General features: G+C 70.9%; 13 protein-coding genes. 3 read left to right on the top strand and 10 right to left on the bottom strand.

Going from position 1 to position 17,995, the window contains the following annotated elements:
- Positions 1 to 45: 45 nt before the first annotated feature.
- The 3 genes from WMF36_RS24600 to WMF36_RS24590 form a co-directional block, all read right to left on the bottom strand.
- On the bottom strand, positions 46 to 291 hold the full coding sequence (locus WMF36_RS24600; RefSeq protein WP_437573179.1) for a hypothetical protein: 246 nt from the start codon (positions 289 to 291) through the stop codon (positions 46 to 48).
- 121 nt (positions 292 to 412) lie between these two features.
- A complete protein-coding gene (locus WMF36_RS24595; RefSeq protein WP_437573178.1) occupies positions 413 to 2,284 on the bottom strand; it encodes a DUF885 domain-containing protein in 1,872 nt (623 codons plus the stop codon).
- 109 nt (positions 2,285 to 2,393) lie between these two features.
- Positions 2,394 to 3,290, bottom strand: coding sequence for an SCE4755 family polysaccharide monooxygenase-like protein (locus WMF36_RS24590; protein ID WP_437573177.1), 897 nt, complete (start codon positions 3,288 to 3,290; stop codon positions 2,394 to 2,396).
- A 516-nt stretch (positions 3,291 to 3,806) separates the two neighbouring features.
- Here WMF36_RS24590 and WMF36_RS24585 point away from each other — a divergent pair.
- Together WMF36_RS24585 and WMF36_RS24580 are read left to right on the top strand one after the other, a co-directional pair.
- Entirely contained in the window at positions 3,807 to 5,828 is a 2,022-nt protein-coding gene (locus WMF36_RS24585; protein WP_437573176.1) for a lipoxygenase family protein, read from the top strand.
- Between the two features lie 367 nt (positions 5,829 to 6,195).
- Positions 6,196 to 6,351, top strand: coding sequence for a hypothetical protein (locus WMF36_RS24580; RefSeq protein WP_437573175.1), 156 nt, complete (start codon positions 6,196 to 6,198; stop codon positions 6,349 to 6,351).
- 42 nt (positions 6,352 to 6,393) lie between these two features.
- Here the strand turns inward: WMF36_RS24580 and WMF36_RS24575 are convergent, their stop codons facing one another.
- Positions 6,394 to 7,017 (bottom strand): carbonic anhydrase, encoded by a 624-nt coding sequence (locus tag WMF36_RS24575; RefSeq protein WP_437573174.1) that lies wholly within the window; start codon positions 7,015 to 7,017, stop codon positions 6,394 to 6,396.
- 113 nt (positions 7,018 to 7,130) lie between these two features.
- Positions 7,131 to 11,081, bottom strand: coding sequence for a M36 family metallopeptidase (locus WMF36_RS24570; RefSeq protein WP_437573173.1), 3,951 nt, complete (start codon positions 11,079 to 11,081; stop codon positions 7,131 to 7,133).
- A gap of 610 nt (positions 11,082 to 11,691) precedes the next feature.
- On the opposite strand from WMF36_RS24570, the gene WMF36_RS24565 reads away from it, so the two are divergent.
- On the top strand, positions 11,692 to 12,651 hold the full coding sequence (locus WMF36_RS24565) for a diacylglycerol/polyprenol kinase family protein (protein WP_437573172.1): 960 nt from the start codon (positions 11,692 to 11,694) through the stop codon (positions 12,649 to 12,651).
- A gap of 2 nt (positions 12,652 to 12,653) precedes the next feature.
- Here the strand turns inward: WMF36_RS24565 and WMF36_RS24560 are convergent, their stop codons facing one another.
- The 5 genes from WMF36_RS24560 to WMF36_RS24540 form a co-directional block, all read right to left on the bottom strand.
- Positions 12,654 to 13,295, bottom strand: a complete 642-nt coding sequence (locus tag WMF36_RS24560; RefSeq protein ID WP_437573171.1) for an HD domain-containing protein — start codon at positions 13,293 to 13,295, stop codon at positions 12,654 to 12,656.
- 154 nt (positions 13,296 to 13,449) lie between these two features.
- A complete protein-coding gene (locus WMF36_RS24555; RefSeq protein WP_437573170.1) occupies positions 13,450 to 14,313 on the bottom strand; it encodes a mechanosensitive ion channel family protein in 864 nt (287 codons plus the stop codon).
- Positions 14,314 to 14,637: 324 nt separating this feature from the next.
- Positions 14,638 to 15,516, bottom strand: coding sequence for an SUMF1/EgtB/PvdO family nonheme iron enzyme (locus WMF36_RS24550; protein WP_437573169.1), 879 nt, complete (start codon positions 15,514 to 15,516; stop codon positions 14,638 to 14,640).
- A gap of 548 nt (positions 15,517 to 16,064) precedes the next feature.
- The gene (locus WMF36_RS24545) at positions 16,065 to 17,309 is read right to left on the bottom strand and encodes a matrixin family metalloprotease (protein WP_437573168.1); all 1,245 of its coding nucleotides are present in this window, start codon (positions 17,307 to 17,309) and stop codon (positions 16,065 to 16,067) included.
- A gap of 1 nt (position 17,310) precedes the next feature.
- On the bottom strand, positions 17,311 to 17,883 hold the full coding sequence (locus tag WMF36_RS24540) for a hypothetical protein (protein WP_437573167.1): 573 nt from the start codon (positions 17,881 to 17,883) through the stop codon (positions 17,311 to 17,313).
- Positions 17,884 to 17,995: the final 112 nt, after the last annotated feature.

Raw genomic sequence — 17,995 nt, 5'->3', positions numbered from 1 at the left:
GCGCAGATGCGGCCGCGGAAGCGGAAGCTGCTGATCCTCCGGCGCTCAGCCCAGGTAGCTCGGCGTCCAGGCCGGAGGATCGCTCGCCGGGAACGACAGGTCCGACGCGACGTCCTCCGGATCGAGCAGCGCCTCCGACGTCCTCCGTGGCCAGAGCGCGCCCCCGCGGTCGACCGGCGTCTCCGGAGTCCGCTCCTCGCGCGCTTTCTTCCCCGTCTTCTTGAGTCCGGCCGCGGCGCAGTCGGGCGCTGCCGGCTGTCGCTTTACCGCCGCGTTCTCGTTGATTTCCATGCGTCACCCTCCGGCGCTGCCGTGTCCTCCTGGACAGCTGGGGCCGGCGAGGCGCACCGCAAGGGGATCCCGCGCTGGATCGAGGCGGCCCTCTCTCTCCTCTCCTCGTACGCGTCCTCGCTCAGAGCGCCGGCTGAGCCCCCACGAACCGCTCGATCACCGCCTTGCGCATCAGCTTCGGCGGCAGGATCCCCTGGGCGAGCACGAAATCGTGGAACCGTTGCGCGTCGAAGCGAGGGCCCATCCTGGACTCGACCTCTGCCCGGAGCTCCATCAGCCGGGTGAACCCGTAGAAATACGACGTCGCCTGTCCCGGCGCGCGGAACGTGTAGCGCTCCACCTCGGACTGCGCTAACGGCGCCGACAGCACCACCTCCTTCTCCAGGAAGGCGCGCGCGGCCGCCGGCGTGATCTTGCCGGCCTGGAGCTCCGGGTCCAGGAAGGCACGCGCGGCCCGCAGCAGGCGGTATTGCAGCGAGACGAGCTGGCCCTCGGGCGGCATGAACGGGAGCAGGATGGCCTCGGAATAGAGACCCCACCCCTCCACATTGGCGCTGTTGTCCGCAAAGATGGCCCGCGCGATCGAGACGCCCCGCTCGACGAGCGATGCGAACTGGAGCTCGTGTCCGGGTCGCGCCTCGTGAGCGGTGAGCGTCCATGACGCCGCTGCATGGGTGAAATCGTCGATCTTCCGCAGCTCCCCCGTGGAGCCGGGCGGCCCTGGGAGGCTCAGCGGCAGCACGAACTCCCCTTCTTCTCCCTGGTTGTCGAGCAGCCGCGGCGGCCGCATGTGCGGCGCAGGCGCCTCGGCGCTCTCCGCGGCCGTGCCGAGCCGGATGCGCGCCGGTCTGTCGGGCAGGGTGACGAGGCGCTCTCTCCGGAGGATGGCCTCTATCTGGGCGAGCCGCTCCTTGTAGTGCGGCAAGATCGCCTCGCCCACCAGCTGCTCCTTCTTCAGGGCGCGGATCACGTCGCGGTGATCCGCGCTAGGCAGCTTGCGCGCGGCGGCGATCGACACCGCGAGCTTCTGCATCTGCGCCTTCAGATCGTCGAAGGCGGTGTGGGCCAGGGACGCGAGCTCGGCGGGCGGGAGATCGACGCCATACGACTCGAGCGCGAACGCATAGAGCGGCGGCGGCAGCGCGAAGCCGGTCCGCGCCCGGGGGAGCACGTCGGCCCGCAGCGCCGCGTCGTACGCCTCGAGCTGGCGAGTCAGCGCGGCGAGCGGCGCTTCATGGCCGCTGATAGCGTATTTCCTGAAGAGCTCGCCGATGCCCTCCCGCACGCGGGCGTTCGTGGCGAGGTGCCGCTCGATCTCCATCCTGGAGGGGGCGAGCAAGCCGGGCTTTCCGAGCTCCTGCGTGAGCCTGGTCCTGGCCCGCTCGGCGATGGGCGTGTAGCCCGCCTCCAGGCCGGCATAGCGCCGGAGCCGCGTGAGGGCCGCGGCCCGCCGCGCCGGGGGTAGCCGGTCGTCCAGCAGGCTCGAGATGCCCTCGAACACGAGCCCCGTGACGTGCACGTAGGTGACCCTGTGCTTCTCGTCGAGCTCCGAGCCGCGAACGGCCCGGTCCGCGGCGTCCAGCAGGATCTGCAGATCTTCGGCGACCGCCGGGTCATTCTCGGCCTCTCGCCGCTTCTGGAGCTCGACGATGGCCGCGCGGTAGGCCGCGCGCGACCGCGCCTCGGCCTCCAACGAGGGATCGGTGATCTCCGCGTCCGCGCGCTCGATCCCCACCGAGCCGGCGAGCTCCGGCGAGAACCGGGCGAGCACGTCGAGGAGCACCTGCGCGTGCTCGTTGCTGCGCTCCACCCACGCCGGGCGTCGCGGGGCCGCCGCGGGCGCAGCGGGCGCCGCCGTTGCCGTGCTCGCGACCGCCGGGGGCGCCGGCGAGGGCAAGGGAGCCGGCGCGGCGGCGGGAGGCGGCGCCTCGCGGGCACACGCGGCCATGAGCAGGGGAACGACGGCGACGGTGCGGAGCGCGCGCAGGGCCATATCGCACCTCTTGCACAGGCGCCGCCGTGAGCCAACCGCGACGAAGGCTCAGAGGATCTCGGAGGATCTCACGAGCTCGCCGCCGGTCGCCTCGCGCGCCCACACGGGCTCAGCGGCGGCGGCGCCAGCGCAGGAGCCCGAGCGCCAGCAGGCCTGCGACGTAGGCGCCGGTGGGCCTCTCGGCGGCGCCGACACGGCATCCACAACCGGACGAAGAGGAGGAATCGGACGGTTCGGCCCCGGCGCTCCCGCCGTCGCCGGTGGGTGCGGCGCCGCCGTCGCCGGGGCTGCCCCCCGCCGACGCGGTGCCGCCGTCGCCGGAGCTGCTGCTGCTGCTGCTATTGCTGCTCGATGCAGCGCCGCCTTCGCCGGATTTGCCGCCTGCGCCGCCGGACCCCGCGGCTTCACCCCCACGCGGGACGATCGTGATCGTCGCGCAGTGGTGATAGAAGCAGCCGCCCGGGTTGTTGATCGCGTGGTTTGACATGAACTGGCTGACCTGCAGCGTGCAGTTCTCGCAGGTGAGATCGTCGGGGAGCTTGATCTCGACGGATTGCGTCCCCGAGATCGCCGCCGTGTGGACGAGCAGGCCGTCCGCCACGAGGGGGAGCTGCGGATCGGTCTCGATCACGGTGGAGCCGCACGGCGTGGAGCCGGGGGTCACCTCCGGATCCGGCGGGATGGACTCCGGATCGGGCGCGATCGAGACGCGGTAATGGCCCGGGTGAAATATGGTCTCCTCGATCGTCAGGGTGATCGTCTCACCCTGGACATAGGTGGTCACGTCGCCGGTCAGCTCGACCGGCCTCCCGGGGTCTGCCTGGCCGCAGGGCGCGCTCTTCTGCGGGTCGCCAAGGTTATTCTGCTCCGAGTAGCAAGCCGGCTCGAGCAGGGTAAAGTGGGCGTGAGCCACGGCCGGGTCGATCGCGGAGAGGGCCGCCGCGGCGAGGGCCGCTGCCGCGGGCGCGCGCCATGGCGCCTTGAGTCTCGTTCGTGATATTCGCATCGCATTTCTCTGGGTCAGGAGGTGGTCTCGGGCCCGCGCCCGTCGGGCCTTGCTGGTTCGTCTCCCAGGACGGCGCGGGCGGCTACTCTCCACCACCGCTTGTCCGCCGCCAAGCCCGAACCGGCACGCGGCAGCGACACACAAGCTCGATCTCGCCGCGACGACGACACCCAAGCTTGAACTCGCCGCTGTCAGCGGCCGTCGTACGGCGAGCGCGCCGCGGCCACGCCCCTGTCGCGCCTCGCCCGGGGCCGAGCGTCGGCCTCGGGACGGCAGCGCCGGGCCAGGGAGCTCGCCGTGGGATCCGGACGATGCAGCGACGTCACCGGCACGCCTCCAGGTCCCCCTCACCTTTGTGGTCGATTCTCGTTTCCTGTGGGCGTGAGGACGAGGCGCTCGCCCGGCGTTTCTCAACTGCCGATCTGCAGATCTGGCAACGCGCCGGATTGCCAGCAGTGGAAACCCGTCGTAGCGTGGCGCTCATTGCAGTTCCTTCAACACAACATCGAGGGCATCATGAGTAACCCGTCCCTGCCGCAGAAAGACTCTCCCGCGGAGCAGCAGCAGCGCAAAAACGAGCTCGCTCAAGCCCAGCAGACCTACGTTTACAACCACAACACTCGTCTGGCGCCCCTCGGGGTGGCTCAGAGCGTTCCGAACGGACAGGGCTTTGCCCCCATCCTGGTGGGGTCGGCGGCGCTCGTGGTTCTCGAGCTCGTTGGCAATGTGGTGGCCAAGGCGTCCAAGCTCGTGGCTGCGGACGGCTCGCTTCGCACCCCCGACGGCGCCCCGATGGACAAGGCGACGAGCGAGAGGATCCAGGGCGTCTTCGAAGATCTGAAGCAACGCCATCGGAAGCTCACCCTCTGGCTGACGCCGCTCCACGGCGAGCCCGAGCGTGCCCCCGCTCCGCCCCCGCGCCGGCCGGCTGTGGCGCGGATCGAGGGGGTCGCGCAGCAGAGCGTCACGGCGGTGGAGGGCCGCGCTGTGGGCAACGCCCCCGGCACGATGGACTATCCCATCGACAAGGTGGGTGACATCATCAAAGCGCTGCTGGAGACGCTGCTGAGCGCCGCGGGGAAGCTCCTTCTCGATCTCGTCGGGCTGTACGGGCAGGCGACCAGCGTGTACGACTATGTCTTGGAGTTCCAGACGTTCCGGCTGCCGGAGATCGCGAGCGTCTATCAGGACGACACGACCTTCGCCTGGATGCGGGTGGCGGGGCCGAACCCGCTCGTGCTCAGGCGCGTCACGTCGCCCGGGCCGAGCTTTCCCGTGACCGACGCCCAGTATCAGTCGGTGATGGGCAAGAACGACTCCCTGGCGAGCGCAGGTGACGAGGGGCGCCTCTACCTGGCCGACTACAAGGCGCTCTCGCAGCTCGTGCCCGGGACCGCACCGGATCAGCAGAAGTACGTCGAGGCGCCGCTCGCGCTCTTCGCGGTGCCCGCCGCGGGCTCGCCTGGCCGTCTGCTCCGCCCGGTCGCCATCCAGTGCGCGCAGACGCCGGGCGCGGCGAGCCCGATCTTCACGCCGTCGGACGGCGTGGGGTGGGAGGTGGCCAAGCTCCACGTGCAGGTCGCCGATGGGAACTACCACGAGCTGATCTCCCACCTCGGGCAGACCCACCTCGTCATCGAGGCGTTCGCGATGGCCACGCCGCGGCAGCTCGCCCCCGAGCACCCGGTGAACGTCCTGCTCACCCCGCATTTCCAGGGCACCCTGGCGATCAACAGCGCCGCCGAGGCCGATCTGATCGCCCCGGGAGGCCCGGTGGACAACCTGCTTGCCGGGACGATCGCGTCGTCCACCCAGCTCGCGGTCGACTCCGTGCTGAGCTACAGCGTCAATCAGCAGTTCCTCCCGGCGACGCTCGCGCGCCGGGGCGTCGACGATCCGGATGCCCTGCCGATCTACCCCTACCGCGACGACGCGATCCTCCTCTGGGGAGCGATCCAAGCGTGGGTGTCGCGGTACCTCGCCGTCTATTATACCAGCGATGCGGACGTGCAGGGCGATTACGAGCTGCAGAGCTGGATCGCCGAGCTGTCCTCCCCGGCGGGCTGCGCCCTGAAAGACATCGGCGAGGACGGGGCGATCCGCACCGTGGCTTACCTGGCGGATCTGCTGACGCACGTGATCTTCACCGCCAGCGCCCAGCATGCGGCGGTGAACTTTCCGCAGCGCTCCATCATGGGCTTCACCCCGGCGCTCCCGCTCGCCGCCTACGCCCCGGCGCCGAGCGTCACCACGGGTCTGCCGTCCTCGGAGATCTACCAGCACCTGCCGCCCCTGCAGCAGGCGCTGCTCCAGCTGAACGTGATGACGCTCCTCGGCGGGGTCTACTACTCGCGGCTCGGCGACTACGATCGGAACATCCCGGGCACCTACTTCACCGACGCGCGGGTCCGCGAGCCCCTCGAGGCGTTCCAGCGCGCGCTGATCGAGACCGAGACGACCATCGGCAAGCGCAACGTCCAGCGCGCCCCCTATGTCGTCCTCCTGCCGTCCGAGATCCCGCAGAGCATCAATATCTGAGGCGGTCGCGGAGCGGGGACGCTGTCGTCCGAACAGAAGGCGCGCAGAAGAACCGATGCGGCGCCTCGGGCGAGGAGCCCGGCTCTACCTGACATCGCTGCTCGCCCGCTGCGGACCCTTGCCGGTGGGGAGCGCCTTGCCCATGTTCCCGACCGCAGGACCGCATCGCGCTGCGGGGCCCGGGAGGCCGCGGCTGCCTCTCCGCGTGGCCACCTCGTCGAGAGAACATGGACGCCCATGGGCCTCGAGTCCCCGCCGGCGGCCGTCAGCGCGTGGGGCATCGACGTGCCGGCGGGGCTCGAGAGCGCGATCCTGCGCTGCCTATTTCCATGACGGCTCGGTCTCCTCGCTGGAGGAGGCCGTGAGGATGATGGCGAGACACCAGCTCGGGAAGGAGCTGCGCGACGAGGAGGTGCGCCTGATCGTCCTCTGGTTCGCCACCCTGACAGGCGAGATCCCCCGCGCCGACATCGAGCTCGACGAGGCGTCGCGCGCGATCGTCACGCGCCGCGCGGCGCCGTGAGCGCCGGCGTGCCGGAGCACGGCGAGGCGGCGCGATCGGACTTCACGCGCGCTTGAAGAACGTCACCTCGCCGGTCTCCAGGGCGTACTCGGCGCCCACGATCATCATGCTCTCCTCGGCGCAGAGCCGCTCGAGCAGGCGGCTGCCGTGCCGGAGGTGATCGCACGAGTTGCGCACGTTCGCCCGCATCGCCTCGCGCAGCAGGAAGTCCCTGGCAGCGTGGCTGCCGGCGGCGCTCAGCACCGTCTCCACCGGGGATCGGCAGCGTTCGACGATATCGCGGATGTTGTCGGTGAGGGGACCGCCGTGCTCCTCCTGGAGCAGCTCGCTCAGCGTGGCCTCGATGGCGCCGCAGCGCGAGTGGCCCATCACCACCGCGAGGCGAGTCCCGAAGGCGGCGGCGGCGAACTCCACGCTGCCGATCAGCGAGGGCGCCACCACGTTGCCCGCCACCCGGATGACGAACAGCTCGCCGAGCCCCTGATCGAAGATCAGCTCGGCCGGCGCCCGGGAGTCCGAGCAGCAGAGGACGATGGCGAAGGGCTGCTGCCCGTCCACGAGCGCGGCCCGCGCCCGCTTTCCCAGCACGACGTGCTCGCTGCGGATGTTGTCCACGAAGCGCCGGTTGCCCTCGGCCAGCCGCTGCAGCGCCCGTTCGGCGGACATGACGGACGCGGAGGGCGGAGGATTGCTGATTCCCATGCGGTAGGCCACCGTGGTGGACCCGGCGGCGGGCGTCAATGGGCGGTCTCCCGCCTTACCCGGAGCTCCGCGCGGGGTCACCCCCCGACGCCGCGCTGCCGCCGCCGCCGCATCGCGAGCGCCGCGACCGCCGTGAGCGCCCCGAGCGCGCCCAGCGGAGCGCGCGGCGCTCCCCCCGGGATCGCGCACCCGCACCCCTCCGGCGCGAGCTCCATCGCCGGATCGACGACCACGCTCACCTGGTCGGTCGCCTCCAGGATCCCGTCGCCGACCTTCACCTCGAACGCGAAGGTCGTCGCCGCGGCCACCTCGGGCGCCACGAAGGTCGCCTGCGCGCCCTCGCCGGTCAGCTCGACCGCCGGCCCCGCCGTCTGCGTCCAGGAGAACGTCAGCTCGTCCTCCTCGGGATCCGAGCTCCCCGACGCGTCGAGCGTCACAAGCTCTCCGATCGCGGCCGCCTGATCCGTTCCGGCGTCGGCCACGGGCCCTCTCTGGCAAGAGGCGGTGTCCTCGACGAGCGTCGCGAACGGTTTGTTCTTCACGCCCGCAAACCCGATGTCGTCGAGCTCCCAGCCGGTGTCGCCCGCGGCCTCGTCGGTGCCCACGCGGAACCGCACCCGCACCGTCTTCCCAGCGAACGCGGTCCCCAGGTCGACAGACACCCTGTCGGCCTCGGGCCACGACGGGCTCTCGCCGACAAAGGCCATCCGCCTGGCCAGCGGATTGCCCGACTCGCTCGTGATTTTCCCGCTGTAGCCCGGATCCGCGGTCCTCGCGAGGTCGACCCACGTCTCGCCGCCGTCGGCGCTGATCTCGATCACCGCGCCGTCCCAGGACGTGCCGTCGCTCGCCTCGAACTGGTGCCGGTGCGCGAACGTCAGCACGAAGCGCTCGGTCTCGCTGACCTCCAGGGCCGGCGACACGAGCGCCGCGTCGGACAGGCTCCCCAGGTCCACGCCGCGCCACACGCGGTTCGGCGCGTCCCCCTCGGCGCGCGACCACACGAGCTCGCTGGAGAGCCCCTCGACGGTCCAGGTCGTGCTCTGCGTCTCCACGCCGTCGACCGCCGAGGATCCGGGGACCTCGTCGTAGTTCACGCGGCGCACCAGGGCCTCCACCCGCGTCGGCGTGCACGCCTCGGCGCTCTTCAGCGTCAGGCTGAGCTTCAGGTCCTCGGCGGGCTTCACGCTCCGGTCGAGCTTCACCGCCACGGTCGCGGTCCCGGTCGCGAACGGCGCGATGTCGCCGAACGACACGCGCGCGCCCTCCGGGAAGCTCACCCCGCCGCCCGGCCCCTCGATGGACGCCACCGCCCCGGTCAGCGGCGCCGTGCCGCGATTGACGATCTCGATCGCGACCGTGCCGGACTCCTCCGCGTCGAGCAGCCCGTCGCGGTCGCAGGAGCCGGCGCTGTCGTCGAGCTCCGCGCGGACCAGCGCGATCTCGGGCTGGATTTTGAAGCTCTCGACCACGCCGGAGAGGCCGTGCGAGTCGGCGCGCGGCGACTCGGCGCACGTGCCGGCGCCGCGCCGCGCGAACGCCTCCGCCATCGCGAGGAAGTCGCCCTGATCGCTGGCGAGCGCGGCGGCCAGCACGGCGTCGCGCTGCTCGGTGTAGGTCGGGTTGGCCGGGGCGAGCTTCATGCCCGCCACCACGTAATCGCTCATCCTCCGCCGGGTCTGCTCGAACGCGCGCGGCGGGGTCAGGCCGCCGCCGTGCCGGATCAGCGCGACATAGGCCTCGAACATCATGGCTGCCCAGACCTCACCGGCGTTGTGCACCTCGGAGTTCTGGGGAGCCGTGACGTTGAGCGGGTGGTCGGGGAGGCGCTCGTCGTCCGAGATGTGCTTGAACGTCAGCCCGTTCCTGCTGAAGTCGACGGAGTAGGGCGCGCGGCGGATGCCGAAGTAGCTGTCGCCCATCGCCGCGCTCCCGTAGCTCGAGAGCGGGTAGGCGCCGTCGAGGTCGTCGCCATCGCGCAGCGCCATGTGCAGCGCGATGAAGTCCGCCCAGCCCTCGCTCTGCGCGCCGCACATCTGCGTGCCGCACGCGACCAGACGGAGGTGGATGTAATGGCCCCACTCGTGCGCCACGATGGTGTTGTCGATCGTGCCGTCGCGCTCCACGCTGGGCTCGCGGGTCATCGTGACCGCGAGCGGCGCCTGCGCCCCGGCGAGCGCCGCCTTGAGCGCGCTGCCGTCCTCGAGCGAGACGCTCTGGGCCGGCGTGGTCACCTCGGGCGCGTCGCCGGCGAGCCGCGGGGCCCCGTCGCTCACGCGGTTGTTGGCGATGATGACGCCGACGGCGCCCGCCTCCTGCGCGCTTTGCGCCTTCTCGGCGAAGGTGCACCCGCCCCGGTCGACGAGGGCGATCTTGCCGGCCACGTCGCTCGTGATCGGCCCGCACGCGTCGCCCCGGGGCGCGACGTCGTCCTCGCCGAGGGCGAGCTCACCGGCCACCTCGTAGCGCTGGGGCCCGAACATGGCGGTGTTCGACGCGTAGTTGGCGTTCTGCGGCGTGACGCTCAGGGACCGCAGGTCCTGCCCGGACCACAGGTACATCTGCATCCGCGGCGACGCGCCGTCGTACGTCGCGTCCATGTTCGCGTTGTCGCGGCTGCCGCCGGGCGCGTCGTCCTGCGCCTCGGCGAGGAGCGGGTCGCCCTCGAGGCCGCCTCGACCGAGGTTGTCGCGCTGGCCGTTGCCGGCGGCCTCGGTGAAGCCGGAGTCGTAGTACCAGTCATGGAGCCAGTTCGTGACGTAGAAGACCTGGGTGACGGCCGCCATGATCTGCTCGGGCCCGGCGAGCGGCTCGGCGAGCGGGTCATAGGTGTGGTCGAACGCGCCCGGCCCCGTGAGCGCCGCGCGCGTATCGCCGCTGGAGAACCCGTCGGGCGCGTGATGATCCGCGTAGGCGTCGACGTTGTTGCCGCGGGTCGATGTCGCGTCCGCCGGCAGCCACGGATCGGCCTTGCCGTCCGGGCTCGTGTTGAACCCCTCGATGGAGATGAGGCTCGGCGCGATGAACCGCGGGACATGGCCGTCGGGCTGCCCGGTCGGGTGCGGCGACATGTCCGCGAGGGGCCCGCCGAGCGGGGTGTGCTTGTCCCCTTCCTCCGCCCAGACCCGGTAATCGAACGTGGCGGCGTGGGAGAGGTTTTCCCGGTAGAGATACCGCCCGTCGCTGGCCCCGAACACCCACGCATACGCTCCGGAGCTCGTGCTGCCGGCGTCGCCCGAGATGAGCTCGACGAAGTAGCCGGGCACGAGCCGGTCGGGCAGCGGAAACAGCACCTTCCTGACCCGCGCCGGCTGCGTGAAGCGCAGGCTCCCGGCGCGCTGGCGCGCGTGCGCGGTGTCCGCGAGCTCGAAGAGCCGATACCCGCCCTTCGCCTCGCCCCGGTCGCGGAGGTCGGCCGTCTTGATGTCGACGCGGTGCGCGTCGCGCACCGCGCGGACGATCGCCTGGGCCGGCGAGCCGGAGAACGCGCGGCTGCGCTTCGAGCCGGGCCGCAGCGAGCCGGCGCCGGGCGGAAGCGAGACGGCCGACGCGTGCAGGTTGCCCGCGAGCGCGACGAGCGCGAGGTCGCGCTTCATGAGCACCCCGAGCTCGCTGCGGAAGACCGGGACCCCGTCGACGTCCTGGCCCAGTGTCACGAGGATGCCGCCGCGCCCGGTGTCGTGGACGTGCCGCACGACGGCCGTGTCGAGCGCGGCCTGCGGCAGGTTGTAGAGGCGCGCGTACCGCTGCACGTACCAGCGCGCTGCGGCCTCGGCCGTGCTGTGGGTCGCGGCCGGCGGGCGGTGCTCCGGCGAGGTCGCCCACACGAAGGTCGGCACCCCGCGCTGCGGATCGGTCGACGCGACGACGACGCCCGGCGCATCCTCGTTCGCGACGCGCGCCATGCCGGCGGGCAGCGCCGGCGGCTCCTTGAAGTAGGCGTCGTGGTTCGGGCGCTCCCGCGCGTGGGCGAGGGGCCCGGCGAGCAGCGCGAACGACAGCGCGGTGTACCGAACTGAAACCTTCATGTTCCTCGATTCTCCGATTCCGAGGGAACGACGCCTATCGGACGCGCGCGCGAAGGCCGCGCGCTGCGTCCAGGGCGCCTCGCGCCCACCCGTCGAATCCGCGACGCGAGGCACCCTAGCCGCAGCGTGCGTGCAGGGGAAGCGCGACGGCTCGCGCTCTGTGCGGAGTCGTAAGGTGCCTCTCATGCGATTTCGTCCCGGTGCTTGTCAGGGCGCGAGTCGGGCGGATCCGAGGCCGGAATGGAATAGAGAGGATACCTTTCGCCACACTCCATGAATCCATGAATTGCACTGTTGTGGTCGCTGCCGGCGAGTTGGGGCGAGCCGGTCGCGGGGTGTGCCGTGGTCGCCGCGACCTGGGCAACCTGGGCAGGAGGCGGGGGCATCGCCCCTGCGGCCTCATCCGGAATCCGGCCACGTGGCCGGGCGGGCGGCGGCTCCTGCGGTACCCGACCTTGCGGCGCGGGTTCGAGCGTGAAGGCGGGTACGCAATCACGCGCCGTGCGGCGCGCCGCATCGGCTCGGGCGCAGCGAGCCAGCCCACCTGCGGGTATGACGAAGCGCTGACATGCCGCGCGGGGCTCCGGAGACTATCCTCACAAAAGCCAACGTGATCCACGCTTTGCACGTCGAGACCAAGCTCGTCTCCGAAGAGCTCTGCGCTCTTCTGCGTCAAGTTGATCCCGCGGTCTTCGTCTTCCGAGACGAGCCCGAGGTGCGCGCCCGGGTCGATCGGGTGGTGTCGCGGCTCCGGGAGCTCGTCGTGGCTGCCGAGCGCGACGATGCGGCGGGCACGCTCGGGCGGCTCCGCGAGCGCCTTCGCGCGTTGCTCGCGGCGGTCGAGCGGGCGACCCCGACCGGCACGCCCTCGCCCAAGGCGGCGTGGATAGCGTTCCAGCGGGAGGTGCAGCCTGCGTACGAGTCGTTGCTGCTGACGCTGCGGGGGGTCGTCGTGGCGCCGCCGAGCGTCAGGCCGACGAACCATGCGCGCAGCGTGTGGCACGTGGGCTCGGGGCTGGCGGTGCTCGGGCTGATCCAGCTCCTGCCCGAGCGCGGCTGGCTGGTGGCCGTGAGCGGCGCGTTCGCGGCGGCGGCGTGGTCGATGGAGATTGCCCGCCGGGTGAGCGAGCGGGTCAACGATCGGCTGATGCGGCTCTTCCGGTTCGTGGCGCACCCGCACGAGCGTTACCGGGTGAACTCGTCGACCTGGTACGTGACGGCGCTCCTCTTGCTGGCGCTGTTCGGGACGCGGCTGAGCCAGTCGCTCGCCGTGGTGGTGCTCGCGGTGGCCGACCCGGCGGCGGCGCTCATCGGCCGTCGTTTCGGCCGCACGCGGCTGCTCGACGGCCGCTCGCTGGAGGGGACGCTCGCCTTCTTCGCGGCCGGCGCGCTGAGCTCCCTCGCGGTGATGTGGGCGCTCGGCCCCGCGTCGCTCTCCTCGCGGCTCGTCCTGGCCGCCGTCGCGGGCCTGGCCGGGGCGGCCACCGAGCTGTTCTCGTCGCGGATGGACGACAACTTCACGATCCCGGTCGCCGTGGCGGCCGCGGTGACCGTCGCCGGCGCGGGCTGATCTCAGGGCATCTCGCCGCGGATCTCGATCGCGAGGCGGGCGAGGTACTGTCTCATGAACTCCGCCCGTCGCGCGCCCTCGCGACGCCCGGCGGCCGTCCTGAGGCTCTCGGCGGTCTTGAACAGCTTCACGTGGAAGTGGTCGATGGCGTTCTCGCGGTCGTCCCACGGCCTCCGCTCGGCGAACGGATCCCGGGGATCGTAGAACCGCACGCCGAGCAGGCCGCCCACGGCGAAGCAGCGGGCGATCCCGATCGCCCCCAGCCCGTCGAGCCGGTCGGCATCCTGGACGACCCTGGCTTCGACGGTGGTCGGCTCGATCCCCGCGCTGTAGCTGTGGGCCTCGATGGCGTGGGCGATGTCCGCGAGGAAGGCCTCGGGGTACGCGATGCTCCGGAGGAAGCGCAGCGCCTCCGCCGCGGAGAGCCGTGAGGCCTGGGAGCGCCTCGGGTCGTTCTTGGGGACGTTCACGAGATCGTGCAGCCAGGCCGCGGGGACGACGACCTCGAGCCTGGCCCCTTCGTCCGCCGCGAGCGTCTTGGCCGTGGCGACGACCCTCGTGAAGTGCGCCAGATCGTGGGCCGGATCATCGCCGAGGTCGGTCTGATCGAGCTTCCTCGCAAAGAGCGCTTCCCAGTCCTTCATCCCCCGCCTCTTATCCACGGAGGCGAGCGCGGGCAATGACGACGGGACGGGCCAGCGTCTTGGCTTACGCCCAGCGGACCCCGCGCTGCGCGCCGCTCGCGAAGTCTCCGCTCGACCGCGCGCGGGCTGCCGCGCGGGGTCGAGCGGCCGCGCGTCAGGCCGCCGGGTGCGCCTCTGCGCCCACGCTGCGCGGGGGAGATGTCGCCGCGAGCTGGTTGATGTGCACGTGCTGGCTCGGGACAGGAAGCCCCAGCTTGCCGAGCTCCTCGCGGATGGCCTTGTTGGTGGCGAAGTAGACGTCCCAGTAATGATCGGTATGGCAGAAGGGCCGGACGGCCAGCACGGGCCCGGCGAGGGTGAAGTCCAGGATCTCGACGCTGGGCGCGGGCACCTTCACCACGTTGGGGATGAGCGCGAGGTGCGCCCTGAGCCGCGTGATCGCCGCCTCGTGATCCGCGCCGTGCGCGAGCTGCGCGGTGCAGTCGACGCGACGGAACGGGTTCGTGCTGTAGTTCTGGATGGTGTCGCTGAAGATCTTGCCGTTGCCCACGATGGTGCGGACGTTGTCAGGCGTGTCCAGGGTGGTGGCGAAGAGCCCGATCGAGTGTACGGTGCCCGTCACGCCCCCGGCCGTCACGAGATCACCCGTCTTGAAGGGGCGAAGGAGGATCATGAAGATGCCCGCCGCGAGGTTCGAGAGGAGCCCGGACCACGCCATGCCGACGGCGATGCCGACCGCGGCGAGCAGGCTGGCGAAGGTGGTCGTCTCGACGCCGAAGACGCTGAGCATCGCGATGACGAGCAGGATGTTCAGCAGCACGGACGTCGCCGACTCGAGGTAATGAGCCAGCGTCACGTCGAGCTTCTTCAGCGTGGAGCTGCGCTGCATCACCGAGAGGACCCCCCGGATGATCATCCGGCCGATGATCCAGACCAGGATCGCGCCCACAATCTTCGCGCCGACGCTCACCCCGAGCGCCACCCCCATATCCACGTACCGCTGAACTCTCTCGTCCATCTCAAGCCTCCTGGCGGCGTGTGCGCCGCTCGAGGGGGCCCTGAGCAAGGCGCGTGCGCGCCTCGCTTTGTGCGAGCTTCCCCCGGGCCGCCACCTCTATCACGCCGTACGGTCGGTCCGCGAGAGGGGACACAGAGATCTTCGAGCATCAGCCTTGCGGCCTGCGCACATCAGCTGACCGCGGAGCTGGCTCCTGCCCGCACCTGGAGTCGCCGCCGGCACCTTGCAGCTCGCCGGGGCCCGCAGACCTCCGTGAGAGCTCGTCCCCTTGCTCGCGTCTGCGGTCAGTCAGAAGGCGAGGTCGCCACCACGGGCCCGCTGGTCCTACGTCGCCTGCGGCTCGACGTCCGAGCAGCAGCGGAAGCCGACCTCGTAGCCGTAGTCGTCTTCCTTGTGAAAGGTCGTCATCGGGCGGCACTGGCTCCGGATCGGACCCCACCATCCGCCCTTGAGCCCGCTGCGATAAGGGGCCTTCTGATCGGTGCGCACAACCCACTCGTTGGCGTTGCCGTTCAGATCGAAGACGCCTGCCCACGAGGCGCACGCCGCGCGTCCGCCGGCCGGCTCGCGGCCGTCCAGGCGTGACAGCTCGGCGGCGCATCGCTCGTTCTGCTGGCATGCTTCGTAGTGGAGCAGCCGCTGCGAGTGGTCCGGAAAGCGGTAGTCTCGGTCCTGATTGCACGTCTCGGCGTCCCGCTGGTAGCCGTAGGCGTAAGGCAGCGCCTCGGGGCCTTCGCAGGCGAAGTTGAACTCGGCCTCGGTGCACAGCCGCTTGCCGTCCGCCGCACAGAGATCGGCGGCTTGCTCCCACGAGGTCAGCGTGCGCGGCAGCTCGCCCGGAACGTTCGGGTACTCGTACCGGTCCATGCAGAACGAGAGGTTCTCGTTCTTCTTGGCGACGCATCGCGACGGCTCACGGAAACGCACGCATCGGGCGGCCACACCCGGCTCACCGTGGCGCTTCGTCCACTCCGGGTGGTACTCGAGGCATTCTTGCACCACGGCGGGGCAATACTCGCCTTCCACCCTCACCATCCCGCCCGGGCACCCCTCGGTCCATCCGGGCAGGGCGACCGGTGCCTCGCTCGTCGTGGGATCGGCCAGCGGCCCGTCGGCCTCCGTCTGCGGAGCCGCGACCTCCGCCTCCACCTGCGGAGCCGCGGCCTCCGCCCGCGGATCCGCGACCTGCGGAGGGGCGGACATCTCCCCTGAGAGCTCGCGAATCTCGACGGTTCGAGCTTCGCCCACCTCCGTGTCCGAATGACTGCCGCAGCCTGAGGCCGCGACGCCGAGCAGCGTTATTACCGTGATAGCCAGGGTTCGCACGTTGACCTCTTCCCACGTTTGCCTACATTAGCGCACATGCGTGGGCCAAGATTGAGCCGAGCTCGCGTTGATCTTCCCGCGAGCGTCGGGACCTGGCTGGAGAGGGTGCAAAATCTCGGCCTGCTGCCGTGCCCCGAATTGTCGGGCCACGCGGCGGGTCGGGCCGTCGTCATCCCGTGGTGTGGCCGCCCAGCCGGCCAGGACGGCCGGCCAGCGCGCGGCCACCTCGGCACACGCCCCGCGCGCGACATGCGCGCCCTACATCGTTCTTGCGTGGCTGGCTGGCCGCCGACGCCCCGCCTTGCCCACGCGCGATCGAGGGTCCTCGATCAGCGCGAGCGGCGGCGCCTCGGTGGGATGATCCTCGACGCGCGCACCGCGAGCAGGGACGTCGCCACCGGGCGTGGTTCACCCGGGAGGATCGTTTACCCGCGACCGAGCGGCGCTCGGCGTCGACGCCGACGTGAACCCAGCGCGGCGACCACGCCGAGGAGCACGAGCCCTCCCAGATCGGCCGATCGACCGCTCGTCGAGCAGGAGCACCCGGAGTCGCCGCCGGACCCCCCGTCGGTCGGCGGGTCCTCGGTCGGCGGGTCGGCGCCGCCCACGCCGCTGCCCGAGGCGACCGACGAGCTCGCTGTCGCGCTCGCGGTCGATTCGCCGCCGGCCGATGAGGTCGACGTGCTGCTCGCCTCCGCTCCGCCGGCACCGCCGCTGCCCCCGCCGCCGCTGCCCCCGCCGCCGCCCCCGTCCTCGACGCCGGCGCACTCGGCGGTGCACTCCGTCGAGCAGTCGTTGCAGATGCATTCGATGATGCGGGTATAGATGCTGGCGCCCGCGGCATGATCGCTCATGCAGCGCTCCACGCAGGCGTTGTCCTGGCAGTCGGCGTAACAGCCGGCGAAGGCGCGGCACGAGGTCGACGCGCCGCAGGCGTCATACTGCGACCTGCAGGTGTCCGCGAGCGAGCCGTTGAAGCAGCTATCGCAGCCGTCGCCGCCGCCGCTCGTGGCGCTCGTGGCGCTCGTGACGCTCGTGGTCATGGTCTCGCCGATGGGATACAGGGCGCACACGCCCTCGACGTCGTCGTCCTCGAGCGTGCGCATCGACGCGCCCACGACGTAGTACGGGGTCATCGTCGCGCTCCGCTCGCTGGAGTGGCCGAGGCCGAGGAAATGTCCCTCCTCGTGTGTGGCGATCGACTGTGTGTCGACACAGCCGTCGTTGCCGGTGTCGTTCCAGCAGAACCCGACGTTGTTGAAGACCATGTCGGCGTCCCCGATGATGCCGTCAAACGACCCCCAGGCCGGCATCGTGACGCCGATGACCGAGTTGACGTCGCCGAGCATGTTCGGCCAGGAGTCGCTGACCCAGTGGAACACGCTCTTGCGGTCGTTGTAGTCGTGACGATCGGTGGTGTCACCGAGGAGGCTGGTCTGCCACTCCGTACACCCCACGCTCGACCACGCCTCGAACCCGGACTCGACGCGGGCGACGGCGAAGCCGGCGATCGAGCTCGGGATCGACGCGTGGTTGATGTAGTAGCTGACGGGCAGCTGACCCCAGCGGGGGACGCTGGAATCGACCGGCGTCCACGCGGCGGCCTCGGGGACCGCGGCGTGGAACGAGACGGCGCCGAGCAAGACGGCGAGGGCAACGGGGCGCCTCACCTCACTTCACTCCCGCGATGCGGACCACGTCCGTCATGAGGCTCTCGATGGGCTCGACTTCCTCGGCGGGCGCCTTGACGGGCACGAGCGCGCCCCCGCTCCGCTGGACGAGGTGCAGCCCCTCGAGGCTGCGCCGCGCCAGACCCTTCGTGTCGACGTGATAGACCGACAGCGCGAGCGCCGTGAAGTGCCATCGCCCCTTGTCGCCTGGGCGCAGGAAGACCACGGCGTCCTCGCCCTGCGAGAGCGTGGCGTCGCCCAGCAGCCGCTGTGTCTTGCCGTTGTAGGTCCCGCCGACCTGCTCCAGCACAATCACCTTCACGCCCCCCTTGTCCGCCTCGGCTCCCTTGAGCGGCTGAGTGATCGTGAGCTCGGTGCGGGTCACGATCGATTTCCCGTCGTCGGACTCCGTCGCGTACGACTGGCCGACGGTCACGCGCGCCACCGTCGCTGACTTGCGCACGAGGTCCTCGCGCGAGAGCAGGACGGCCGTCGTCGCGTCGGCAGGCGTGCCGAGGCACAGCAGCGCCACGGCAGCAGACAGGGAGAGCACTGCATTCACGCTTCTTTTCATGACGATGACTCCTTAAGATCGTCTTTTCTATCCCGAAGCGCGCGCGGCGACCATACAGGAAGCAGCATCGACTTCGTGCTCGCGGTGCTGCGATGCGGCACCTCTGTCGTGA

This window comes from Sorangium sp. So ce887, from assembly GCF_051521455.1.
Lineage (GTDB): Bacteria > Myxococcota_A > Polyangia > Polyangiales > Polyangiaceae > Sorangium.
The sequence above is the reverse complement of the archived record's forward strand: the minus strand, read 5'-3'. Positions and strand labels throughout refer to the sequence as shown.